Annotated in this window: 18 protein-coding genes; 1 reads left to right on the forward strand and 17 read right to left on the reverse strand. The window is 44.9% G+C overall.

Annotated elements, in window-relative coordinates:
- Nucleotides 1-205: 205 nt before the first annotated feature.
- From ACRRQV_RS14435 to ACRRQV_RS14505, 15 genes are all read right to left on the reverse strand, one after another.
- A complete protein-coding gene (locus tag ACRRQV_RS14435) occupies nt 206-424 on the reverse strand; it encodes a hypothetical protein (protein ID WP_432532079.1) in 219 nt (72 codons plus the stop codon).
- Nucleotides 425-617: 193 nt separating this feature from the next.
- Nucleotides 618-1,361 carry a hypothetical protein gene (locus ACRRQV_RS14440; RefSeq protein ID WP_432532081.1) on the reverse strand — a complete coding sequence of 248 codons (744 nt, stop codon included), beginning with the start codon at nt 1,359-1,361 and terminating at the stop codon, nt 618-620.
- Nucleotides 1,362-1,365: 4 nt separating this feature from the next.
- Nucleotides 1,366-5,094: a DEAD/DEAH box helicase gene (locus ACRRQV_RS14445; protein WP_432532083.1), complete on the reverse strand. Its 3,729-nt coding sequence runs from the start codon at nt 5,092-5,094 to the stop codon at nt 1,366-1,368.
- A 405-nt stretch (nt 5,095-5,499) separates the two neighbouring features.
- Nucleotides 5,500-7,023, reverse strand: coding sequence for an SMI1/KNR4 family protein (locus tag ACRRQV_RS14450; RefSeq protein WP_432532085.1), 1,524 nt, complete (start codon nt 7,021-7,023; stop codon nt 5,500-5,502).
- 16 nt (nt 7,024-7,039) lie between these two features.
- On the reverse strand, nt 7,040-7,483 hold the full coding sequence (locus ACRRQV_RS14455; RefSeq protein ID WP_432532087.1) for a hypothetical protein: 444 nt from the start codon (nt 7,481-7,483) through the stop codon (nt 7,040-7,042).
- Nucleotides 7,484-7,630: 147 nt separating this feature from the next.
- Nucleotides 7,631-8,233: a hypothetical protein gene (locus tag ACRRQV_RS14460; RefSeq protein WP_432532089.1), complete on the reverse strand. Its 603-nt coding sequence runs from the start codon at nt 8,231-8,233 to the stop codon at nt 7,631-7,633.
- Nucleotides 8,234-8,253: 20 nt separating this feature from the next.
- Nucleotides 8,254-8,910 carry a DUF4085 family protein gene (locus ACRRQV_RS14465; protein ID WP_432532091.1) on the reverse strand — a complete coding sequence of 219 codons (657 nt, stop codon included), beginning with the start codon at nt 8,908-8,910 and terminating at the stop codon, nt 8,254-8,256.
- 132 nt (nt 8,911-9,042) lie between these two features.
- Nucleotides 9,043-9,666 (reverse strand): class F sortase, encoded by a 624-nt coding sequence (locus tag ACRRQV_RS14470; RefSeq protein ID WP_432532093.1) that lies wholly within the window; start codon nt 9,664-9,666, stop codon nt 9,043-9,045.
- Between the two features lie 4 nt (nt 9,667-9,670).
- Nucleotides 9,671-10,471, reverse strand: coding sequence for a DUF4397 domain-containing protein (locus ACRRQV_RS14475; RefSeq protein WP_432532095.1), 801 nt, complete (start codon nt 10,469-10,471; stop codon nt 9,671-9,673).
- Between the two features lie 300 nt (nt 10,472-10,771).
- Nucleotides 10,772-14,941 carry a tetratricopeptide repeat protein gene (locus tag ACRRQV_RS14480; RefSeq protein ID WP_432532097.1) on the reverse strand — a complete coding sequence of 1,390 codons (4,170 nt, stop codon included), beginning with the start codon at nt 14,939-14,941 and terminating at the stop codon, nt 10,772-10,774.
- 445 nt (nt 14,942-15,386) lie between these two features.
- Nucleotides 15,387-15,842 carry a hypothetical protein gene (locus tag ACRRQV_RS14485; RefSeq protein ID WP_432532099.1) on the reverse strand — a complete coding sequence of 152 codons (456 nt, stop codon included), beginning with the start codon at nt 15,840-15,842 and terminating at the stop codon, nt 15,387-15,389.
- Nucleotides 15,843-15,926: 84 nt separating this feature from the next.
- Nucleotides 15,927-16,436 carry a glycosyl-4,4'-diaponeurosporenoate acyltransferase gene (locus tag ACRRQV_RS14490; RefSeq protein ID WP_432532101.1) on the reverse strand — a complete coding sequence of 170 codons (510 nt, stop codon included), beginning with the start codon at nt 16,434-16,436 and terminating at the stop codon, nt 15,927-15,929.
- A gap of 20 nt (nt 16,437-16,456) precedes the next feature.
- Nucleotides 16,457-17,977 (reverse strand): phytoene desaturase family protein, encoded by a 1,521-nt coding sequence (locus ACRRQV_RS14495; RefSeq protein WP_432532103.1) that lies wholly within the window; start codon nt 17,975-17,977, stop codon nt 16,457-16,459.
- Between the two features lie 28 nt (nt 17,978-18,005).
- On the reverse strand, nt 18,006-18,863 hold the full coding sequence (locus ACRRQV_RS14500; protein ID WP_432532105.1) for a phytoene/squalene synthase family protein: 858 nt from the start codon (nt 18,861-18,863) through the stop codon (nt 18,006-18,008).
- A 14-nt stretch (nt 18,864-18,877) separates the two neighbouring features.
- Nucleotides 18,878-20,398: a phytoene desaturase family protein gene (locus ACRRQV_RS14505; RefSeq protein ID WP_432532107.1), complete on the reverse strand. Its 1,521-nt coding sequence runs from the start codon at nt 20,396-20,398 to the stop codon at nt 18,878-18,880.
- Nucleotides 20,399-20,623: 225 nt separating this feature from the next.
- Here ACRRQV_RS14505 and ACRRQV_RS14510 point away from each other — a divergent pair, with 225 nt between their 5' ends.
- Complete coding sequence (locus ACRRQV_RS14510; RefSeq protein ID WP_432532109.1) at nt 20,624-21,505, forward strand: MerR family transcriptional regulator; 882 nt, start codon at nt 20,624-20,626, stop codon at nt 21,503-21,505.
- A gap of 41 nt (nt 21,506-21,546) precedes the next feature.
- On the opposite strand, the gene ACRRQV_RS14515 is transcribed toward ACRRQV_RS14510, so the two are convergent.
- Together ACRRQV_RS14515 and ACRRQV_RS14520 are read right to left on the reverse strand one after the other, a co-directional pair.
- Nucleotides 21,547-22,476: a carbohydrate kinase family protein gene (locus ACRRQV_RS14515; protein ID WP_432532111.1), complete on the reverse strand. Its 930-nt coding sequence runs from the start codon at nt 22,474-22,476 to the stop codon at nt 21,547-21,549.
- Nucleotides 22,476-23,474 carry an SIS domain-containing protein gene (locus ACRRQV_RS14520; RefSeq protein ID WP_432532113.1) on the reverse strand — a complete coding sequence of 333 codons (999 nt, stop codon included), beginning with the start codon at nt 23,472-23,474 and terminating at the stop codon, nt 22,476-22,478. The genes ACRRQV_RS14515 and ACRRQV_RS14520 overlap by 1 nt, the downstream gene beginning before the upstream one ends.
- Nucleotides 23,475-23,477: the final 3 nt, after the last annotated feature.

Genomic DNA, 23,477 nt, shown 5'->3' on the forward strand with positions numbered 1-23,477 from the left:
CGCTCTTAAAAGAACCACAAATTCTATTTTACTAAAATACGTTCATTAATGATAGTTTTTAGTTTATTGATTTTCGGTTCTTCTTTATCTAGCGGCAAAGCATTTAATCGGAAACACAACTGCAGGTGCTGCTTGGCGAACCTAATGCATACTAGTTTTTCATTCTCTTCTTAACTATAGGACGGGCAATGCTCCAAAAAGTTCCTCAAAGTCCAACAGTTCGTTTCAATTTGCCTAACACAAAATTTTCGCGGTGAAGAAATGGCTGATCAGCATTTTTTGCTAAAGCTACATGGTTTTTGCGGATAGCTTGATCAATGTTTACCCAGTCTGCTGTAAACCCCTGCTCCCATTCGTACGCCTCCAATTGCTGTTCAACTTTTTCATCATTTGTCAGTTCGCACAGATAATAGTGGGAAATCATGTGAAAATAAGTGTCGTTTGCAAATTGATCCAGCCGCTTCTCGGTAACAACGCCAATTTTATTGAGGGCCGCGTATATGCTTTGTTCATTGATTACTTATTTTACCATAAAACAAAAAAATACTGCCAGTTTTCGAAGTAATTTCTGGCAGCATTTTTTCTTATGAAAGTGTCATTACATCCGAAAACCGGAGTTAACTTAGCATGGCTTCTCTCCACGCCACAACTTCGTGCTCTTCGATCTGCTTCTCCAGTGTTTCATCCCATTTTTGGAACAACGTATTCCAGACGCGGGCAAAGAAAATATCCTGTTTCTGGTCGTACAACTGAAATTCGATGCACCGGACATAACGCGTTTCAATTTCTTCACAGTCCACAACATCCGTAACGAGAACTTGAAAATTGTCTTCAGCAGACCCAAGCTCTTCTTTCGCCAACAGTTCCGCCATCCGGTCCCAATCCGCTTCTCCTTCTACTCCATAGCGGTAAAGCGGCACGCTTTCTTCTATATCAGGTTGCTCGTCAGCTTTGGCCAATAGGTACTCATCATGAGCGGCGCTGTAGGAAATCAGCGTCTGTTCCGCATCCATGTCTTCTTCAAAAATGCCTTTTTCCAAGTAGTCGTATCCTTTAGCCGTCAGTTTGTAGCCCTTCTTTTCCAAATAGATGAGGCCGGTGCGCTCCATCTTTTCAATCAAGTCTCGAACAAACAGCTCTTCTACAAACAGCATGTCGGCTAAATTGGCGGCTCGACGGATATCGGTTTCTTGAAAAGCCAACAGCAGCATTTTCATTAAAATGTCCATCTTGAACCGTTTCACTCGGCCGAACGTGACGTCGTACTCCTGGACCGGCAGCTGCCAATGCGCTTCGTGCCGGATCGAGACGTCCAGGTTGCTGAGCAAGTTTGCACGCAGGTCTTTTATTAATTTGTCCACATGCTCACCTCCTGCTTTCCTGCAATGCCTTCAAGCCGTTTTTCTTTTTGACGCTTGCCAACACGTGCTGATACATTTGCTTCGTTTCCGTCTTTTTCGCGCGCTTCGTAAACATGTCGGAACTGCCGACCAGCACCAATAATTGCTTAGCGCGCGACAACGCCACGTTCAAGCGGCGGTAATCTTTCGCAAAACCGATGTCGCCGTGCGGGTTTTGGTTGTTGCGCACCATGCTCAGCAAGATGATTTCCATTTCGCTGCCTTGGAAGCGGTCGACGGTTCCGGTCCGGATTGTCAAATGCGGCAAGCGCAGTTCCTGGTCAATCATGCGCTGCAGCCGTTTCACTTGTTCGCCGTAAAAAGAAATGACGCCGACGCTTTTCAGGTGATCCCTTTCGATTCTTCCCGCCTGTTTAGCATCTGCCACGGCGTCATTCATCTCCACCAACAATGCACTTATTTCCTGCAATTCAGAAGGGTTGTACAAACTTTTTCCGCCGCTCATCCGTTCTTCGAAATACGCCGGGTCGTTCGGCAAGTCGAGCCACATTAAGTGATTGCTGCGGGATACCGTTTTTGATTCCAATAAATGATCGCGTTCGCGGTCGGAATCGACTAGGCCGCATTGCAATTGCATGTTCTCGAGTTTGTAGAAAGGCGAGATCGTTTCCATAATATCCGCATGCATGCGGTATTGAATCGCCAGCATCGTTTTGTTCGCTTCCGGCAAGTTCTTGTAAAGACGTTCAAACAGCGATTCTTCCAACAGCTTCTCGAGCTCCCGCTTTTCTTCAAAGCCGCTGTTTTCTTTGATCATTTCCTCGAGCGTTTCTTCCAACGTGTCATTGCCAAGAAGCGGCGGCAATTGGTGGTGGTCGCCGACCAAAATGACTTTTTTGCCTTTTAGCATCGGCAATAACAATTCGGGCGGCGTCGCTTTTGACACTTCATCGATGATGACCACGTCAAACACCGGGTAGTTGTCGATAAAATCCTTGCGTGCTGAAGCGACGCACGTCGTCCCGATCACGTTAGCATGCTTGATGTACAATTTGCGGATTTCGTCCAAATCGTGGCCGCTTGCGTCTTCCAATAAATCGAGCCATTTTTTCTGGATCGACTGCATCAAAGGCAAGTTTTTCATTTCCTGCTTGAGCGATTCCAGATCAAACGACAAACTGGCGATTTTCTTGGCCACTTCTTCGTATTCCCGCACCGGGTCCGTTGCCAGAATGTCGTTTAACGCATCCCGCTCTTGTTCTTTTAACGAGATGCGTTCGGTTAAGCGAAACAGTTCCGCATCGACTTCAGCAAGTTTTGTTTCTTTTGCTTCGAGTGCCTTTGTTTCTTCCCTTTGGTCGGTTTCGTAATCTTTCAACCGCAACTTCGTTTGGCTATACAAAGCTTTCTCTTTTTCAAGTTCCGCAAGTTCGGCTTTTTGTTCCTGGATGGCCGCTTCAATGTCGCGCGTCCCCTTGGCAACGCCCGACAGCTCTTCATATTGCTGTTCGAGCGGAGCTAATGCTTGCTGCTGCGCCTCCAGCTCCCCGAGCCATTTCTGGTCCAAGTCGATATAATGCTGGCATTGTTTCATCACTTGGTTCTGCAGCGTTTTTTTCAATTCCTGGAACGCCCGCTTGGAGTCTTCGATATACGCTTCCGCCGACTTCAGCTTCGCGCCTCTTCGCCACAAATTGTTTTGGCGTTTGTACAACCCCGTAAGTGCTTTGGCCAAAACGGCCGGATCGTTTCGCTGCGCCGTTTTCAATAATGTCCGCAGCTTTTCCAAATAGCCGTCGATTTCCGCGGACGAGTACGCTTCAACTTTCATCAAGGCGTTTTCTTTTAATTCAGCTACTGAGATGTTGGACGGCTTCAGCAATTGTTCGACGTACGAAATCGCAGAAGCAATGCTTTCGTTGTATTGGCTGAGTTTTTGCCACTCGCCCATCTTTTCGCGGGTCGTTTCCAATTTATTGATCAAATACGTAATGGCCGGAATTTCCTCAATTTTTTGCTCCAGCATTACTCGAGTCAAGCCGCCCACTTTTTTGATGCTTTCCGTCTCACTAAGCACCGCGTTCTTCGCTTCAATAACCGCGCTCACTTGCTGTCGTTTTTCCTGAATTGCAGCGAGTTCCCGTTTTTTTGCAGCTATTTCTTCCCCCAGCCCTTTGAACAACCGCGCGCGTTCAAGCTGCTGAATTTCATTCGAGATCCGCTGTTGCTGTTCTTGAAACCATTCCGGGTTCTTGCTTTGGATCAGAACAAGGCTTCTGGCAATCAACTCTTCGATTTCTTGCAATTTATCTGCAGTTTCCTGCTTTTGTTCCAAAAGCTTTTCTTTTAAAATCTCAAGCGGCTGGCGTTTTTTCCCTTCTTCATCGAGCTCGCGTTGAAGAAATCGGTATTTCTCTTTCGCTTTTCTTTTTTCTTCAACAGCCACTGCTAAGTTTTGGTAAACGGGTTGTAACCCTTCATAAGCTTGTTCGGTTGCTTCGAGTTCCCTTTCCAGTTCGGGTTCACGATTTTTGCGCATGTCGTATTGCGCCGTTATTTCTTGTAAGGTATTGTCTTTCCAATACTGGCCGACATTTTCTTCAATGAATTTTTTGCCTTCTTCTTCGATGCTTTCGGTGCGGCCAACGCGGAGAATACGGATGTCTTTATGGGCCAAGAGGCGGCCAAGTGCATTGTCGACAGCCAAATTCGACTGCGACGCGACAAGCGTCTTCAGACCTTTTTTCGCATTTTGCAGGCAAATTTCCGCAATCACCGTCGTTTTCCCGGTTCCCGGCGGCCCTTGAATGACGTACAAATCTTCAGCGGCCACAGCGCCCGTTACCGCCCGCTGCTGAAACTCGTTCAGCCGATTGTGAAACGCAAGCTTCTCTGTGGGATGAAGCGGCGCAACCAGCGGCTTTTCTTCAAATAACAGACGATCAAGATTCGGGTTCACCGCAAGCCCTTTTTCCAAATTCGTAAACCCTTGGCGCAGCCGCCTGATTTGGCTGAGCGCGGCGAAATTGCTGAATACGGCTTCTTTTTTAGTTAATGCCATCCCTTTTTCACGGACTTGTTTCACGGCATAGGGCTGCAATTCAATTTCCACGTTCCGGTTTGCTGCTTTGATGACTGTTCCGATATCGCCGTCAATCCCAGCCAGCCGAACGCTCAAATTCTTTAAGGCTTTCCACTCGTTGTCTTTCATTTGGCAGCCGCTTAGCGTAATGCGGCTGAAATCATGGCTGAACGCCATTTTCGAGTACGACGTCTTGATGTCCGGAATGTCCATGCCGCGTTCCTGGATTTTCAAATAGCCTTCCCAGCTGCCGATCCGTTTTTTCACATAATCGGAGCTTTCTTTCGCCGGCGTCATCCGGTTGATCAAATTGATAAGCGCTACCGGCGCCGGATCCCGCGATTGATCGAAGACAAACTGTTCTTCGCGCTGCCAGTTCGTCCCGAGCGCTTGATAGGATTTCCGCAGCGTCAAATTCGTCACGAGCAGCTGATGGTTGGCGAAGATGCAATGCAGGACAACCGAACCATCCAATGCTGCGTTCGACAGCCGGCTATTTTCCGCTTTGTCGAAAATTAATGCCACTGAAAGCGCGCCATCGGCAGTTGACGGATACCGTTCGATAAACACCTTAAACGGTTTGCCCACAACAAAAAATGAGCGTTCGCCAATGCCGAACCCTCTCATTTTTTCCGAAGCCGTTTTTGTCATGCGTAAAGACGTTTTATATGTAGTTTTATTTGCGTTAACCATTCCATCACCTGTTCTGTAAAACTGACAAATCATAAATTTAATTTCTTTCCTCATTTATTTTCAACTAATCATATCATTATTTAACGAATTAAATCTTTGGAAATCAAAAATCTATTCTTCCTTTATAAAAAATAAAACCATTCAATTAATTAGATTTTTCTTCCGAATAATTGACATAATATATTATGAAGTAAGGTTAGACACATAGGTGGAGATTTGCAAGACCAAAACGAGTTGTTCGAACGAAAAAGAGCCTGCAGATAACTTAACAGGTATCTGCAGGATCTTATTATTTAGTAAGCATACAAACAATCCCACTACTAGATGGAACGTACTTATAAATTTAGAGAATGGAAGAGCCACTTATTTTTCTTTTAAACTGCTCATCCAAATTTCTTCCTCTTTGTCTGTCATGCCCCCAATAATTTTAGAGAAATCCACTGGACGGGACACCAGTTGTTTCAACGTCCAAAATTGCTGGAAACTGCCTGCAAACGCTTGTAATGTCGGGGAGCCGGCGATGACTTCAATATTACGGATCGGCGTTTGGCTGCATTCCAGAATTTCAATAGGCAGCCTATTGATTGCCGAGCCATCGGCAATCGCACAATCAATTAAAATCAGTTCTTTCAGTTTTTGGTTGCCCAATAAGAATTGCAGATTCCTTAGTGCCGCCCCTTTGATGGTCACAGACTGCAGATTTTTCAGCCTTGAAAGCATGATTATATCCCCTTGCGTCACTCCTGCTAATTGGTCGATTTGCAGGTGCTTTAATTGGGTAGCTTCCACCAGCGCCGCTAATTGCCCATAACTGAAAATCGAAATGGATAAGGTCTGTAATTCAGGCAGCTGCTTAAGAAAATGATAATCCTCTATGTGCGTATTGGCCATGTACAGCTCTTTCAATTTTCCTAGGGAAATTAAAGGAGCCGCATCAGTAACCGGCGTGTTGGAGATATTCAAGTATTGCAGGTTCTCCAAATTTCTTAAAGGACTCAGTGAAGCGATCGGGTTGCTCCCGAGATACAGCCTCTTCAATGTTGTGACAGTTTGCAGAGGCGCTAGATTCCTGACTTCGTTTTTGCTCAATATCAGTTCTCTAACATCGGTGCATGCAGCTAACGGGGAAATGTCCTTGATGCCTTTAGCACCTAAAAAAATGAGTTTTTCCCGCGAAAACCGCTTAAAATTTCCCGACATCTTTTCAATTCGTTCTTTCCATTCTGCGTCCAGGGCTTCTGGCGAAAGGGCCATTTCTGCTTTGGAAACCAGCGCGACGGCATTCAGAACAGGCAGCGGCATTTCTCTCAAAGCATCCAAAAAATGCCTATCTTCCACATGACTGTAACTCCACATCTCTTCATCAATGGTGTAAAAACCGCTCTCTATTGTTTTTGAAATAAACTCAAGCAAGTCTTTGACGCTGTAAGCAACGACATATTTTACTTCTTCATCGCGCCCATAATTGATAATCTGGCCGTAAACTCCTTTAGGACCGGGATCAAGATCCACAGCCAAGAAATTGCCGCCGTAATCATGCGCAATCGGAAGCCATTTCTTGTTGGAATACCGTTCTTTTATCACTTCTGCCGGAACTGAATAAGACGGGATTTCATGGGCCAGTTCAGCGTCGGCTGTTTCTGAAGAAAACCGCCATTCATTCAACATGGCGGTTAATGATAAAAAGGCCATTCCAAAGAACAATCCCGGCCCTTCAGATAATTCTCCGTTATGTATGCGGTATAATTCTTTCAATTCTTCCGTAAAATCAACGCCAATTTCCTGTTCAACTTTTCCAATTTCTTCAACCGAAGCAGGCTCATTTAAAAACGAACCAAAATGAGAACCCAGTTGCTTTGAAATCTGTTCCAAAACTACTCGCATCATTGCCTATCCCCTTTCCTTAACGCTGATTGCAATCAATCAAAAAGGCTGCACAAACAACTGTAAAAACTTGCCCAGGATAAAGCTGCTGTTTCTTTTTTAATAGTTCTTTTCCGGATGCAACGGCTTCGTTCAAGCTGCTGTATGTAACTTCAGGTTCAAATGCAGAAAATGAAACATGTTCGGTGCTGGCACTCTGCTGGATAAACAAAAAATTTTCATAATGCCTCGGTTCAATGCTGTGCGGTTTTGATAAGGCAAACCAACTATCCTCTTGTAAAACAGCCAATCTTTCATATATGCTAGCTGCCGTATACTCCATATTGATTTCGTTGTATGCCCGTTTATAAAGAGAAGAAGGCGCATCTGAAATCATTGGAAAGGTTTCTTTGATTTCCCGGTTTGACAGGTAAATAAAAAAATTCTGGTTTTCCTGCTTGTCAGTCAGCTGCTTTTCAACCATCCCTTGAATCCCTCCATCATTAAAATCCCATTATAAACCATTTGTCGCCGAATCAAAATCCTAAACAGCTTTGATGACTTTAAGTAAAAAAGCCATACCCAACTTGCCGAAGCAATGGGTGTGGCGGTATGTAAAAAATAATTTGTTTCAAGACATCGCTTTTCTCGAAAACCGGTACGTACCTACGATAAACAAGGCAATGCACCCAATCATCAGCAGGCTGATTATATAAGCTTGCGAGAAAAAGTTTAGGAACAGCAAAACCAGCGCCGCCATTGAAAACATCACCGTAAAACACCCTCTCAGCAGCAAGAACCGCTTCCGGAAACCGATCAATGCCAAGATTCCAGCCGTGCCGAAAATCATCCACATTGTTGCTTCACTTTGCACTTCCAGCTGGATCAACAGGTTGATGAACACAAATCCGCCGGCGGTCAGCGCCACATCCTGCTTGCTCTTATAGAGCGGAATAATCAATAATCCCAAACCGGCCGTAATGATGGCAGCCGGCACCGCTTGGACAAAAAAGATGGAGTTGATGGTCAATAGCGTGAGTGCTGTTATGAAAACAAAACCGCCTCCGCGCAAGCTAAACCGTTTCCATTCTTGCAAAAACAAAGCAAATGCCCCGATGGCAAGCAATCCAAGCAGCCATTCCGAAAACCAGGTCGTTCCGTACCAAATCTCCGATAAGTAAATCAGCAGGGCATTTGCTGCTACCGCTGCCGCATATAACCCAAACTCTTTCATTTTCTTGCCTTCTTTCTCTGCTATTCCAACACTTCAATTTTTATATCATTGGCAATGATTTTCACTTCAACCATAGGACTGTCGAAAAGAACGTGGAGATCAAATCCACCGTCCTCCAGATAAATTTCGTTGTACAGCCACCATGCACCTTCAAAACCTGCCGGAATATCAGTCTCCCTAACCCCAGTGAACGTCAACTGAATGTCGGTGAAATAATGGAAGCCTCCGCTGCAATCGAGCTTGACCAGCAAGACGTCGTCCGACGGCTGTTCGACTGAAAGCACCTTTGCGCCGTGCAAGCTTTGCTCCATTAATTGGATGGCACCCGCAGGAAGTTCCTGTTTGATGACTTCATAGTGGCGGCTGTAGTCATCGCCGAGCATTTCCATGCGCGCTTCGCATTCCGCTTCCCATTGCTTTGCCATGTCGCGCAGTTCTTGCGGCGGGAACCCAGCATTAATCGTTCCATTGCGGATATACGGGTGAAAAGACTCTGGCAGAAATTTGAATAAATCCGGACGCATCTCTTCCAAATCACGCCGGCCAATTTCCTTATAGTCGATGCCTTCTTCTTCAAAATAGGCCAGCTCTTCTTCCCATTCTTCTCGGGTTTCATGGAACGTCAGAAAGCCAAGCACCTGCATTTCGTCGTACCAATCTTTAGTGAAATATTTCATGTGGCGCCTCCTGTATGTGCTCTCACTAGATACTATTCTTCAGAAAACTCGTAAATTCCTTTTAATTTACTTCTATTATACAACTTTAGTCATACAAAAGGCGCACTCTTTTTACCGAGTGCGCCTTTCATATTAATGGGAGACAAGTTTTGCATAGACAATGAGCCGTTCTTCCCTTGTTCCCCGGTCATGATTGTAATCGCCTGAGCACGTGATAAGAATCAGTTCGGGAGTAGAGCGGTAGCCGAATATACTGTCGATATCCGCAAGGTCCAGCGCAACCGATTCCATGGCGTACACGTTAAAACGCAGCTGCTCTTTCTCTCCTTCAATTAAAATCTCATCTCCCGCTTCAAGCTTGGCCAAGTCCCAAAAGATGGCTGGGCCGTTTCTTCCATCTACATGGCCGGCGATGGCTGCCCGCCCGTTTTCTCCCGGTTTATATCCGGGTTCAAACCAGCTGACGTCATCAATTGTATTTGGAACATCCATTTCCCCATTATCCGTCACGCCAAGATGCAGCACCTTCGCTTCAACGCCAATTGCCGGAATGGATAGCGTATCAGGTTTTATTCCATCTCGTTTTAAGGCGTTAATCGGATTTTCTGCAGGCGCTGCCGTTTTGGCTGCCGCAGCCGTCTGAATTTCCGGCGGCTGTTCGGCAATAAACCCGACATCTTTTGTGCGTTCGCTTACTTCATCGCTTGAGGTTTGGCAACCCGCCAATAGAACAAAGGCGCCAATAAACGCTAACAACAGCTTAGTTTTGAAATCGTCTTCTCAAGACTACTCCGCTTCCCGCAATCAATGCTAGAGCTCCAGCTGCCAACACCCAGTTCATCTGGCTTTGTTCAGGCGTTCCAAGGCCGGTAGTCGGCATGCCATTCGGTGAAGCGGCCATTTCGTAATCGACCAATGCAAGGACTTCCAATTGATCAGCTGTGTTGATGGCAAATACCGAGTAAACGGTATCCGCTTTCAATTCAGTCGCCTCTAGCGGCAAGACTTGCGTACCATCTGGCAAGCGGATTTCCAAGTCGTAGGTTCCAGCATCCAACTCTGCATAATCCGTAATTCCCGGGAATTCTGCTCCGCTGAATACAGCGTCGCCGCCAATGATTCCAACGTCAACGGCTGGTGCATCCGGTGATAAGTGGCCAACACGAATCTTTGTTTTTCCTTCAGTGACGGACATCGAATCTTCCGCTACGACAAATTCAAGTGAATCCAAGGTATTGGCTGCTGCGACTGTATAGGCTTTGCCTGCTTCTACCGAAAGATCTGCCTGTAAAACTGCTTCGCCTTCTGCGTATTCACTGCCTGCTGCAAAAACTTCTACATTATGTGCACCTGCCGGGACGTCCAAATACCCGGAATCCGCTTTAAACGGAACATCTTCCAACGTTAAATCGCCGTTGACGTACACATCGACTGCTGGTGCATCCGGCGACGCATGGACCACTCTTACTTTTGCAGTATGGCTATCCGCCATAACTCCTGCTGCAAATACTGACAGCACGAGCGCCATTGCCACTGACAGAGAAACAAAAATCTTTTTCAAGTTAACCACTCCTCTTCTTGTTTAGTTTTTGTATAAGTTATATACAATTTATTTATAACTTATACAAAATAAAAAAGCAATAATAAAGTGTAAATATTCTAAATATTTTATTATCTATATTTCATTTCTTTTAAGCTGTAGGCTTAAATAACAAAACCCCCGAAGCGCGAGTGCACTACGGGGGCTATTTCACTCAAAATGCAATTTCAGCGATACAAAAATTATATATACATTAATCACTAGAAACATTCGCTGCATCAGGTGATTTATAACGAATTAGTATGCCTAGCGCCATTTTCTTTAAACTAATTCCTCAACCAACCTATCAAGTTCTTCATAGATCGGCTCAAATAACGGGTCCTCTGTAATGGAGGCAACATAGAGTTCGCCTTCTTCTTTCCTTAACAATTGCTGAATGGCACTAATAGCTGCCTGTTTATTGTTAAGCATCATTTCGCAACGGGCCAATTCATAATAAGCCGGCAGAAATTCACGTTCTTCTTCTGTTAAAGCAACCAAAATCTTTTGTGCTTTCATTGCTTTATCCATAGACAAATAGGCAACTGCATGGGCGAGCCGGATCCATTCTTGTTTCCGCAGCTCTTCCGGTATGGACGCAACAAACGCTTCGATGCCTGCAGAACGATGCTCGGCTAAAAGTTGCAGCATCCGGACGTAAGCTTCCCCATTGAATGGTTCAAGACGGATTACGTGTTCATACTGTTCTAAAGCTTTTCCAGGTTCTCCGAGCGCTTCTAATGAAAAGCCCCATCCCATTAAAACGGAGGTATCCATCGGTTGCTGCTTATGAAGCACTTGTGCTTGTTCAATTGCGTTTCGGTAAAGTTTTGCTGAATTTTTTTCTTCAGCCAACTGAATTGTTGCTTGCATCTGCAAACATGCCGCTTCGTAATTTCCGGTGCGTTTTACAAAAGGTTTTAATTCATCTGCAGCTTCTTTTGCCATTTCACGATCCAAATAGAGCTTGGCTAACCGGATAACCGGCATCTCATTTTCGGGAATTCGTTTAGCGGCTTCTTCATATAACGTAATGACGGTTGAAATTGTTCGGAGCTGTTGAGCTTTAAGATACATTTTTCCGAAAACGCCCTTTTTCTCTGGTTCTGCTACGGCCTCTTCTTCAAGAAACCACTGAGACAGATGATCAGCGCAATACGTTTCGGCCATTGCTAATTTTTCACCGCTCAGCCTCTTTTTCAACCGCTTACTGATCTCGTTCTTTTTGTCGGTTTCTGCGAGAATCCGGATATATTCCCCGTACAACCTTTCTTCCTCCGGTTGTTCAGTAATTAAATCTTCCAATAATGTTGCCGCACGATTTAACTCGCCTCTTCTCACGAGAAATTCCGCGTATTGATAATGAGAAGGAAATGCCCCGTTAACTGCTTTCGCCCGTTTGAACAATTCTTCTGCTTCTACAATAGCTCCTTCTTTTTCAGCACAATGCGCTTTGGCCACAAGCAGCCATTCTTCTGGCACTTGGTCCGACACATGCTCAAGCGTTTTCGAAATGGCCTTCACCGCTTCCTCCGTCGTTGCCAGATTGAATAACTCGTTGAAATCAAGTTCCAATGGATCATTTTGCAGAATATGAAGAGCCGCTGCAAATGCGCGCGAATTGCTGTCAATGGCTGAATATGAGCGCATTAATCCCTCGTGAGCAGAGGAATAACCCGGATCTAATTCCACACATCGAAGATAATTGCGAATAGCTTTGTCATGCCGGTTTGCTTCTTCCTCTAGCAAACCCAAACGGTAATAAGCAAACGGATTTTGTGAGTTCTCAGCAGACTGTTCGTACAATTTCCGCGCAAATTGTTGGTTTCCTGACAGTTCATGCAAATGCCCCTCATAGCAGAACAGCGTTTCATCGAGCTTTTTCTGTCTCAATTCTTTAAGCTTATTCAGCACACGATTTAGAAACAGTGGTTCTTCGCCAAACTCAGCGTATTGTCTAACCATATCCGAAAAGCCATCGAGCTCATGCTTTTCAAGCCCTTTTTCCAGGAAAGACACCGCAAGTTCTTTTCCCGCAAACTCCGGCCATTCGGCCCACAGCATCGAAGCAGTCCGAATAAAGTAAGCAATATCTCCTTTTTCTGCAAATTGGCTAACAAATTCTGCCGCTTCAGAAAAACGTTTTTGTTTGATTAAAGCATGAGCAATACATGTCACTGCAAACATGTCTTCCGGATCAAGCTCCAGCGCTTTTCGGTAAGCGGATTCCGCTTCTGTATACTGCTTTTTCTCTAATCCAATATGTCCCCGATAAAGATGAAGGACATCTTTATTTTTAGCTCGTTCCAGGCCTTTATGGACGACTTCCTCGGCTTGCTCCCAGTTCTCAGCTTCCATGTGAATTTCAGCAATTCTCAAATAAGAATAAGGTAACTCCACATCAATTTCAATGGCTTTTTCAAAAGAAGCGATTGCCTCATTCTCTTTCCCAAGAGCCAACAAACAACGACCAACTTCATAAATGTAATAGCCATCCTCTGGCTGTTCCAAATTCAGTTTCTGGAAGCGGGTCAATGCTTTCTCATAGGCACCAGACTCATACTGGATCAAACTGTGGGTGATTTGCACATAAATATCCGTCGGCAACTGTTCGAACGCAATTTTTGACCATTTATAAGCTTGATGTGTTTTATCCATATCAAGATAACAACGGGCAAGATGGCTATAAGCCAAAGGCTGGTAATGATCCAATTCAATTGATTGCTTCAATAATGGAATTGCCTGTATATGACTGTTTTGGCTCATGAGAATAACGGCTCTTAAAAACAACGCATAAGGACTCTTTTGCTCATTCACGTTTGCCAGACATGCAAGTGCTTCAGGCAGTTCGTCTTTTTGATAATGCATGTGCGCCGTTAGCAAAGACAGGTCCGAGTCTTCAGTTCCAAATTCCGTCCGAAGGCGTTCCAGCCACTTTTCATGCCGGGTTTTTGCACCTTCTGAAAACAAAGCGACAATCCCAATCACTGCAGCATAAAGCTCTTCCTCACGCTGATCTAAAAAGTCTAAGAACGCTTCGCTTTCATCTTCTCCTTCTTCATCTAGAAACTCGTACAGTTTCGTGAAGAACAGGTGCTCACTGTTGTTAAGAAGTCCCAGTAACTTTTTTTGCTCTTCTTTAACGAATACCATACTGAGCGAATCGGTCATTTTATAGTTTTCTTTTACATCTGCATAAGAAATCAAAAATGGCGACTGATCGTTCGGATCTTGAATGATCAACGCCTGCAGCCGATCATCATAACCAACTATTATTTGCACATGCGCATTGTTTTCGATCATCATGCTGAGCAGTACCGGAACACCGGCATCAATAATCTTTTTATAAACTTCTACTGAACCTTTAAAATACTGTGCCTTCAAGCCTAATGATTCCATATAAGCCATTGTGGTTTTCAATTTCGAACCTGTCACATCGAATACATGGGAAGCAATTTCGTCTTGATCAATTTCCATGCCAAATGCTTCAAGCATGATTGACAAAGAAGCCGGTACACAATAATCCAATTTCTGTACTTTTGGCGTCAACTTCAGCTCTTTTATATTCCCATTCCGCTGAATAGTCGTTTTTCCGTAAATCGTCTTTTCCAGCACATTCTGATTTTCTTGAATCCACGCTAATAACTCTTCCCACTTCTCCAGCTTATACAAACATTCTGCAGTCAAATAAATATAGTAATCCTGGTAGATATGAAACGGATTTCGTGCGTTGATTTCTTTTATTAGATGAATCGTTTCTTGATATCGCCCGAGATGACAAAGCCTTTTCACCTGCTCCATGGAAAACGACCAGTTTTCCGGATAAGCGGCTTGTCCCTTTTGCAGCATCTCCAGAGATTCGGCTTGCCGTCCTGTCATTGCCAAGAAATAGGCATACAGTTGCAGCACATAATCCTTTCGATTGGCCTCTTCTTGCAATAAAGCATTTTTAAAAATCGACTCTGCCTTTTCCCATTCCCCGCTATGCAGATAATAAAATGCTTCTACATCAGGCCATAGAATCCCCTTAGCTTCTCCGATTTTTTTTAGCTGCTCTTTTGCTTCTGGCAATCGGTTCAGCTGGCAGAATACTCGAAACAGGAGCTGATGGGCAGAGAAACGTTCTTCCGATGTAAAATCTGTATCAGAAATCCCATAAAGTCTGCTGACCATGCGCTCTTCCGCTTCCAAACTTTTCCCCGTTTCCAAAAGCCGCGTGCAATGCCAAGCAAACGGACGAAGCGTCCCAAACCGTTTATAGGCATGTGTAGCTAGAAAATTGCTGTATTGGTTAAGATCCGCTTGATCTGCCAAGCGAATCAAACGGTAATAATCATCTTCAGTTTCAAGTTCCTTAAGCCACATATGTAATTTACTAATCGATCTTTGCTTCCATAAAATTCGAATGGCTTCAATTAATTGATCCGCTGTCTGTATCTCTTTTGCTCTCATTTTCCCCTTGCCCTCATTTCTCCCTTATCCCCGCTTTTACGGTTGATTTATTATATTCTGGAAAATTCTAGCGTGCAAGAGATTTTTTGGTATGTTTTTTGCTTATTTGAGAAATGCTTAAACTGGCGAAGGTATTGCTTATATTGCTTGTAAAATTGAAAAAGGAAGAGAAAAAATGAGACGTGCTAGCCTTCATAGATTAAATCTTCTCCTATCCACTTTTCCCGCGGCACTTGAAACGATGCAACGATGAACAGGTAATTTTCCATATTAATACATTATTAAATTCTCTCTGTTTCTACACTATTTAAACTGTCAGGATTCTTCGATCTAAATAAACAGAAGCCTTCCTTATGTCATATTGGATGACTTTAAGGAAAGCTTCTTTCTTCTCTATTACTTTAAAACATTTTTAACTCACCACTTTAATTCTATTTCCCATAGCTCATTCTTTTCTATACACAACCTTAAGGTCATGCTCCCATTCCACTCCGTCATCCGACGCTTCCCACGAACCTTCGATCACCTTTCCCACTTCATCGATGGTACCGATAAAACGCTGAAAAAAGCTCAATGGCGTAAAGTCTGCTTTGTCCCGCAGCATTGTCCATGCTCCGTTTTCTAAAGTCATTTGATACAAACGCGTTATCCCCCGTGAATCGAAATAATGCAGCAAGTAGTGACCCGTGTTCGGATCAAAGTCATAAACAATCATGTTGTCCGGAAACTCACTTTTATCGATGTGCGTGCGCTGAACGATATACTTTTCTTCCAGCCATTCAAAGGTGGATCGTCCTGAAATCGGGTTTGGCAACAAATGCGGGTGAATCACGTCCATGTTCCAGGTGCCGATGAAAAAGTCCAATCGTTTCATCATTTCTTCTCGAGTAAATGGTTCCATGCCCAACATCCTCCCATTCCGCTATTTCCCCCTATATTCGTTAGCCGCTCTTCAAAGTCCTGTCTTTAAAAAACAAAAAATCCCTCAGCGATTCGTTATCGCCCGGGACTTGTTTTGTTTTAACTGTATAAGCCGCTCTAGGCGCGGACGGTTATAGCGCTGCGCCAAAATGAACGGGAGGTTGAAGAGAATGGCATAAGCCGCGTTCAGCCAAAAGGCCAATGGCGGATTCCACAGCAAAAAAAGCGGCAACGGCATCAATAGCACCCAATGCGTGAATTCCGCCCTTCTGGATTCGACAAGGAATTCAGCCAAAGACGCAGCATCGTTTCCGTGGAGCGCCTTTTTGTTGTAGGCACTTTTGAAAATCATGGCACCGTCCGGAAGCTTCCCTTTCCATGCTTTTATTCGAAAAAGCTGCTGCCACAACTCGCCATGGCGTTCAAAACGGAACGACTGAAACAGCCGGCCACGGCGCTCGAACGAGTGAAAAGGCAGCAGCGACGCGCCATAAGAAAGAAGAAGATGAAAAAACAGCCATGCGGCCACATCCACCAATACCATCCAACCGATGGCTAATTCTATGAAAGGCATACCCGAATCACCTCGGCACCTTAATTAGATTTTGGTTTCTTCTTCTGGAGCTGGTCGCGCTTGACGATTTTATCGCTCACTTGCTGGCCGCTCAATGTCACCATCGGCATGCCGCCGCCGGGATTGACCGTTCCCCCGACAAAATACAGGTTGTCGTACAGTTCGCTTTCTTTTTGGTGCTTGAAGCCTTTGTTTTTCTTTTTATCGGAAACCGTGCCGTAAATCGCTCCGCGGTCAGATCCGTACGTCCGTTCAATGTCATGCGGCGTCCAGACGTCGCGCGTTACAACATGGTCACGAAGACCAACAAGACCCATGCGCTCTAATTTTTCGAGAACGCGTTCTTCAAACTTCAGATACTCCTCTTCGGTGAACGGCTTATCTTGGATATACGGAATATGCGGCAAGATCTTCAAGTTTTCGTGGCCAGGAGGCGCTTGAGACGGATCGGTTTTATTGGCATTGACGACATAAATCGTCGGATCATCCGGCAGTTCGTGTTTTTTGAACACTTGATCCATCGTTTTCTCCAGGTTGTCCGAAAAGAAGAAATTGTGGTGATTCAAAAACGGATATTCCTTTTTCACACCCAAATGCAGTACCAGGCCGGAGCTGGACGGTTCAAATTTCTTTTCCAGCTTTTTCACAAACTTCTTATCCGCAGCGACCATCTTTTTGTAAAACGGAATCACTTCCATGTTCGATACGTAATAATCCGCTTTTTTTAGCGTTCCGTCTTCCAGTTCGACCGCTTCGATCCCTCTGTTTTTATCCGTATGAACGTGCATAATGCCTAGCCCTGTGTGGATGTCTACACCCGCTTCGACGGCCAGTTTCGTTAAGCCTTCCGCTAATTTGTGCATGCCGCCTGGCACGTACCAGCAGCCTTGCACGTGCTGCATGTAAATCATCATGTTGAGAACCGCCGGCGCTTCGTACGGAGAAGAACCGACGTATTTGACGAAATACGACAGCATGTCGCGCAAATGCGGGTTGCTGATTCGCTTAGAAAGCGCACCATGCACCGTTGACGTCAAATCAAATCCTTTTAAAGACGCGATGACGCCTTGCGCTGCAATGACTTCTTTTGTAGAATCAAGGCCTTTTTCAAAATAACCCACTTCTGTCGCCTCGTAAAGCCGCTTCGCGTACTTTAAAAAGGCATGGTATTCTTTGATGTCCTCGCGGGTAAGCGTCGGATTTCCCCATTCCATCAAGCGAAGATCCCCATACAAATCCAACACCGTACCGTCCGGAAAGAACGAGCGCCATTCGCGTTTGAGCCGCTTCATTGGAACGTAATCACTCATGCGCTTCCCGCTGCCGAGAAACAATTTATCGAAAATGTGCGGCATCGTCAAAATGGACGGGCCAAGGTCAAAACCGAAGCCGTCCTGCTCCAGACGGTTCAATTTCCCGCCAATGTGGTCATTTTTTTCATATAAAGAAACCGCGTACCCGTTTTGTGCCAGCGAAATGGCGGCAGACAAGCCGCCCAGGCCACCGCCGATCACGAGTACGGATTTGGTAGGATTCGTCATACAGGTACCGTCCTTTTATCCAAATTTTTTATTTAGCCGACTCCGTCAAAATCCGGATCATTTCGCGTTTCGTTACGTAGTTTTTCTTCGCAAAACAATCGTAATTGTTTTGGCGGACGCTTCCTAAAATGCCGCGGTACACTTGGGCGGAGACGCGTACGGGAGCTTGGCTGTCTTTGTCAAAGTATGGAATACAGCCGAGAAACTCGTCATACAGAAATTCAGCACGCCTCGCCAACAGTTCCCACACTTGGATAAAGCTTTCGTTGATCTCGGCATTGGCCAATTGGCTGGCGCGGTATCCTGCTCGTTGAAGTTCTTCGACTGGAAAATAGATTCTTCCTTTGTCGCGGAAGTCTTCGCCGACGTCCCGCAAAATATTTGTCAATTGCATCGCCACTCCTAAGCTGACGGCTGCATCCGTACAATCTACATCGGAATCTGATGCAATGATTGGCAACAGCATGCGCCCAACAGAACCCGCTACGTAATAGCTGTACGTTTCCACGTCTTCCAGCGTTTTCGGAGTCGAAAACGAAATGTCCATCCGCTGCCCTTTGATTTGGTCATAAAAAGGTTCGAGGTTCATTTCATACTTGTCAAATACTACACGCAGCGCACGCCACAACGGATGGTTGACTTCTTGTTTTTCCGCAAAACGGTCAAGGTCTGCGGTTAAATGATCCAGCGCTTTTAACTGCGCGGCACTACCAAGATTTTCATCCACACTGTCATCCGCCGTCCGGCAAAATGCATAAATGGCGTAAACAGCTTGCGCTTTTTCCTCGGGAAGTTTGGAGAAAGCGTAATAAAAGCTTTTGGAATGGCGTTTGATGATTTGTTCACAAAACGCAAAATCGTCTAAAGCGGACATTTGAGCAGTCATGGAAAGCTCCCCTTTCAACGGGTGTGGAATAGGATCCCTTTGTCATCATGCAAAAGTTCTTCCGTGGCAATACGAGAGGACAATAAAACAATCGGAACACCGGCCCCTGGATGTGTACTGCTTCCTGTGAAGTAAAGGTTTTCGCAATGAGTCGCTTTGCTTTGCGGGCGCATGTGATTGCTTTGCGCGAGTGTCGGCTGAAGGCCGAACGTTGCGCCATTGTAAGCATTGAACCGGCGCTCAAAGTCAGGCGGCGTCATATACGATTCCGAGACGATTTCTTGTTTTACGTTTTCAAAGCCTTTGACTTTTTCCAACGCATCTAAAATATTGTTGCGGTAATGCTGGATCGTTTCATCATCCCATTCATACTGGGACACCGATTTATCGGATACCGGAACAAGTACATAAAGCCCGTCTTTTCCTTCAGGTGCAAGGCTTGAGTCCAGCTTAGATCCAATGTACACGTAAAACGAAGCCGTATCCAGGCGTTTTCCTGAAAAGATATCATTTAAATTGCGTTCCAATTCTTCATTGAAAACAAAGTTGTGGGCATTTTTCACTTCATCGTATTTTTTGTCCATTCCGAGATACATCAAGAAACACGAGCACGAATATTTCATGCTGTCGATTTTCTTATCGGTGTATTTCCCTTTTGCTTTTGGCTCAGTCACCAGGTTTTTCATGGCGTACGGGAAATCGGCGTTGCACATGACAAAGTCTGATGCAACAAATTCGCCGTTCACTTGAATGCCGATGGCTTGTCCGTTTTTGATGACAATTTCATCAACGGGCGAATTGTAGTGGACCGTGCCGCCCATTTCTAAAAATAAGCGCTCGAGCGATTGGGCCAAGGTATACATGCCGCCTTTGATGAACCAGACGCCGTAAAGGAATTCAATCATCGGGATCATCGTATAAAGAGACGGGCCGCTATAAGGAGAAACGCCGATGTACAAAGTTTGGAAACTGATCATTTGTTTCAAGCGTTCGTTTTTAATGTACTTGCTGATAAACGTATCGGCATTGTCGAACGTCTTCAGTTTCAAGCCTTGGCGCAGCGTCGAAGGATTGTAAAAGTCCGATGGTTTACGGAACGGTTTTTGAAGAAAATGTTCTTTGGCGACTGCAAAGCGGCTATAGATTTCTTGCAAGTATTTAAAGAAGCCTTGTGTATCTTCTTCGCCGAATGACTCGAGTGTTTTGGTCAATTCAATCAAATCAGAGCTGATTTCATAATGATCATCTGGAGAACCTTCGAAAAATACGCTGTACATAGGGTCTAAACGCTGCATCGGAATGTAATCGTCCGGATCAACACCGCATACTTCAAATACTTCGCGGTAAAGTTCAGGCATCATGACGATGGTTGGGCCGAGATCGAACTGGTAGCCGTCTTGCTGAATGCGGTTCATCTTCCCGCCTGCCATCGCTTCTTTTTCATAGAGTGTAACTTCGTATCCTGCACGCTGCAAACGGCAAGCGCTTGCAAGACCTGCTACGCCTGCCCCGATGACATTAACACTTTTCTTCAAACGAATCTCCTCAATTCTCACTTTTAGTAGAATGCATGTTGTATAAGGTTTTTCAAAAAAATGTACAAGGTTCAATCGAATTCTACCGTAATAGTTTCTCTTATTCCCTCGTTATAAGGTTTGAAACATTCTTTGTGTAATTTTTGTATAATGTTTATATCTCATTAGTATAAGGGAACACAATAAAAAATACTAGGATCTCTTTTAGAAAAGAGGCAAGACCCAATGAACCCAAACCCCGAACATGAGCTTTTTGTAAAAGAAGTGTCTGAGCTGACCGGTTTGTCCCGCCAAGTCATCCGCAAATGGGAAGAGCGATACGGATTGATCTGCCCGAAACGCCATGCCAATGGCTACCGTGTCTACACAGCCCAAGACGTGGCAACGTTATTGACAATTTGCCGATTGCGCGAGCAAGGCCATTCAATGAAAGAAGCGCTCACTTTGTTTCATTCGCAGCAATCACCTACGCTGGTTGCGAAAGCGCCGTTAAGCGAAGATGTGCTTGTCCTGTTGGAAAAAGGCGCAAAATACGATGAAGCAGGCTTATTGCTATTATTGAAACAAGCCCTTCACCGTTACGGATTGGAGACTTTTTTAAGTACCATCATTCAGCCTTTGATGCGCGAAATCGGGAACCGTTGGGCGAGCGGCGCATGGGATGAAAGCCAAGAGAACATCACGAGTTTGCTTATCCGCGATTTTCTGGTAGGCGTTCGGCGAAATTTCGAGCTTGCAGAAGGCGCCCCGCTTCTTCTCGGGAGCTGTTTGCCGAACGAAACGCACGAAATTCCGCTGCACATTATTTTACTCCAAGCGATGATGCACGGGTGGCAAACGGTTGCCGCCGGCCCTTCCCCGAAACTGTCGTCGATTGAACGCTTAGTGCAGCAGTTAAAACCAGAGAAACTTTTATTGTCTGCCACCACAACATTGCCGTTTGAACAGAACCCAATTTTGTTTGAGCAATTGGAGGCCCTAGCGGAACGATGCCCATTCACCGAGTTCTTCATAGGCGGGCACGGCATTTTTGCACATGAAATCTTTTTAAAGCCGAATCGGATTCGGGTTGTTTATTCAATGGCGGATGTCTTGGAGAAACGCTAAAAAGCCCAGGAAGAAAAAGCAATGCTTTTTCTTCCTGGGCTTTACTTGTTTTGCGTCCGGTTTTCAATATGCACTTGTATTTCCTCTAAACTCGGGTATCGATCAAGACTGCGGGTAACTACAATACTGGCCAACGCATTTGCAAATTCCAGCATTTTTTCGGGCGAAAAATCATGATGGAATCCGTAAAGAATGCCCGCATCAAAACTGTCTCCTGCTCCTACTGTATCTATCGCATTGGTATCAAATCCTTCATCTCGATAGATTTGATTATCGATCGACGCAATCGAACCAGCCGGGCCATTTTTGATTATTACGTTTTTAGCGCCATTTTCTTTAAAGACTCGTATCATGTTTTCCGGTTCAGATTGCTTGGTTAAATAAGAAGCCTCTTCTTTATTGGGCATGAAATAATCGATATGCGGAAGCAAACTCAATATTTCCTGCACTTGTTCCTCATTCCAGCCATCGATGTCGGAATTGGCGTCCAGGAAAGTCGTTTGACCTTGATTTTTAGCATCAACTAAAGCCTTTCTTGTTCCGTCGTAGCCAAAATTCGGCAACAAAAAATAACCATAAAACATCACAGCCCTGCACTCCGGCAATTGTTTTGCACTCTTGACGGTTTCGTATGTAAATTCCGTTAAGTTCCCAAAGTGCGTTAAAAAGAAACGTTCAGAACTTTGGTTTACAACTCCGATGGATAAGGACGTGTCGCTTTCCGTGCGCTTAATCCCGTCTACCACTTTCGGCTGCAGTTCTTTGTAGATTAAGTCTCCATAATAATCGTTGCCGAGCAGGGAGACGATCAGCGGTTTTTCCCCTAACTCGCTCAGCGGCAGCAAAACATTCGCAATTCCACCAGGCCGCAGTATGCTGCTTTCCATGACATATTCCGATCCGAATTTCGGTTGTTCATTCAGATGGGAAAGGATTAAGTCTATATTGAGGTTCCCAACTAAGCCGATCATTATTGTTTCCCCGTGACCTTGCTGATGAGAGAAGCTTCCCCTGCCACTAAGCCTTTTTTCTCGCACAACTTAATCGCGGCAATTTGGACGACGCAGGAATAAATTATCGGGCTGACAAACTCATGCACCGAGTTGATGGGAATGGACACAATATTTTTTTCCACCAAAGGTTCATCGGAAACATAAATTACTTTTCCGCCATGGCCTGCAATTTCTTTCGCCATTTCTTTGTTCAGTTCATAGGTTTTGCCGTACGGATTGAACAAGATGCACTGAAACTTTTCTTTCAGCAGTTCCAGAGGGCCGTGCCGGAATTGCGCTGAAGATAACGATTCCGAAAAAATCCGTGACGTTTCTTTTAACGTCAGCCCGCCTTGATCTGCCGTAATGACACTTGGCCCTCGTCCAATGAGCAGCAAAGGCCAGTTGGGATCAATCGTTTCAGACAAGATGGCACCGATTTCCTCGAATCTAGTCGCCAACACTTCTTCAATAATGTCGGCTGCTTGAAGAATTTCGTTTTCGAGTGATCGGCCAATTTCCTTAGCTGCCAAATACAGCATGAGCGCTACCGTAGTCGTAAAGGATTTGGATGAGGCAATGGCTTTTTCCGGTGTGGCTTTCGTGTAATAAACTGCAGATGCAGCAGTTGAAATGGAACTGCCTGGGCTATTTGTGATCGCTTGTGCTTTTTTAAATTGATTGGCGATTTCTTTCGTCTCCACACTTTCCCCGCTTTGAGAACTTAAGAAAACATTATAATTCTTCAACATATCCATTTGATAATGCAATAGCTCAGAACTGTCGATCGCTTGAGCCTTTCCGCCAAAACTGTTCAGATAAAGCGCAGCAAGCTGTGACGCGGCAAGCGAGCTGCCCATTCCGGAAAACAAAATTGGCTTATCGGAATCAATGGAAAGTTCGGTATTGCTATTTTCTTTAATGGTATCTTTGATTGCTTTCGGCTGTTCAAGCACTTCTTGATAAAACAGACTCATCCT

The organism is Planococcus sp. YIM B11945, from assembly GCF_050864155.1.
Classification (GTDB): domain Bacteria; phylum Bacillota; class Bacilli; order Bacillales_A; family Planococcaceae; genus Planococcus.

Excerpts from the sequence above, each read along its gene's own strand:
- ACRRQV_RS14485 (WP_432532099.1), bottom strand. The coding sequence starts at position 15,842 with ATGGAACCATTTACTCGAGAAGAAATGATGAAACGATTGGACTTTTTC.
- ACRRQV_RS14495 (WP_432532103.1), bottom strand. The coding sequence starts at position 17,977 with ATGACGAATCCTACCAAATCCGTACTCGTGATCGGCGGTGGCCTGGGC.
- ACRRQV_RS14450 (WP_432532085.1), bottom strand. The coding sequence starts at position 7,023 with ATGATGCGAGTAGTTTTGGAACAGATTTCAAAGCAACTGGGTTCTCAT.
- ACRRQV_RS14465 (WP_432532091.1), bottom strand. The coding sequence starts at position 8,910 with ATGAAATATTTCACTAAAGATTGGTACGACGAAATGCAGGTGCTTGGC.
- ACRRQV_RS14490 (WP_432532101.1), bottom strand. The coding sequence starts at position 16,436 with ATGCCTTTCATAGAATTAGCCATCGGTTGGATGGTATTGGTGGATGTG.
- ACRRQV_RS14510 (WP_432532109.1), top strand. The coding sequence starts at position 20,624 with ATGAACCCAAACCCCGAACATGAGCTTTTTGTAAAAGAAGTGTCTGAG.
- ACRRQV_RS14480 (WP_432532097.1), bottom strand. The coding sequence starts at position 14,941 with ATGAGAGCAAAAGAGATACAGACAGCGGATCAATTAATTGAAGCCATT.
- ACRRQV_RS14445 (WP_432532083.1), bottom strand. The coding sequence starts at position 5,094 with ATGACAAAAACGGCTTCGGAAAAAATGAGAGGGTTCGGCATTGGCGAA.
- ACRRQV_RS14435 (WP_432532079.1), bottom strand. The coding sequence starts at position 424 with ATGATTTCCCACTATTATCTGTGCGAACTGACAAATGATGAAAAAGTT.
- ACRRQV_RS14455 (WP_432532087.1), bottom strand. The coding sequence starts at position 7,483 with ATGGTTGAAAAGCAGCTGACTGACAAGCAGGAAAACCAGAATTTTTTT.
- ACRRQV_RS14515 (WP_432532111.1), bottom strand. The coding sequence starts at position 22,476 with ATGATCGGCTTAGTTGGGAACCTCAATATAGACTTAATCCTTTCCCAT.
- ACRRQV_RS14520 (WP_432532113.1), bottom strand. The coding sequence starts at position 23,474 with ATGAGTCTGTTTTATCAAGAAGTGCTTGAACAGCCGAAAGCAATCAAA.
- ACRRQV_RS14460 (WP_432532089.1), bottom strand. The coding sequence starts at position 8,233 with ATGAAAGAGTTTGGGTTATATGCGGCAGCGGTAGCAGCAAATGCCCTG.
- ACRRQV_RS14500 (WP_432532105.1), bottom strand. The coding sequence starts at position 18,863 with ATGACTGCTCAAATGTCCGCTTTAGACGATTTTGCGTTTTGTGAACAA.